Consider the following 581-nt stretch of genomic DNA (forward strand, 5'->3'; position numbering starts at 1 on the left):
AAAGATTGATACATAACGACGTCCTTTTCTTTTCTTTTATTTCAGATGTATCGTAACCCATCCTTGCCGGTGGTATGTTTCGATATGCTTCATTCCTTGTTTTATATAAGTCTCCAAAACATGGGCATGTTGTTCTTCAAGAATTCCAGAGAGTATAAGTGATCCCCCTTTTTGAAGTGCCTTTACCACTTCTTGCGCAAGTTCAATAAGCGGATTAGCAAGGATATTGGCAACGATGAGATCAAAAGGGGTTCGTGATGCAATTGCATCATGGGAAAAATCTGTTGCTGTAATAGCTGTAATATATTCCTTGACACCATTGAATTCGATATTGTGTTGTGCAACTTGAACAGCAATTGGGTCAATATCGGATGCAAGCACAGGAATTGGTTTGAGCATTGCTATGCCAATGGCTAGTACACCGCTCCCAGTACCAAGATCAAGGGCATTTTTTGGATTTTCGTGTTTCATGACTTTGGCAATCATTTCTAAACAACCGGCTGTTGTTCCATGATGTCCGGTGCCAAAAGCTTGATTAGCTTCAATTTCAATAGGGAGAACATTTGCTGGAATGGCGTTTC

The 581-nt window shown here is 40.3% G+C and carries 1 protein-coding gene; it reads right to left on the minus strand.

The window, feature by feature from the left end; genetic code table 11:
- Nucleotides 1-36: 36 nt before the first annotated feature.
- The coding region (locus ACFILW_RS10920; RefSeq protein ID WP_375685846.1) for a 50S ribosomal protein L11 methyltransferase at nucleotides 37-581 on the minus strand (545 nt) is incomplete at its 5' end.

The sequence above is a fragment of the Bartonella sp. TT110JLCBS genome, from assembly GCF_042193405.1.
Lineage (GTDB): Bacteria > Pseudomonadota > Alphaproteobacteria > Rhizobiales > Rhizobiaceae > Bartonella.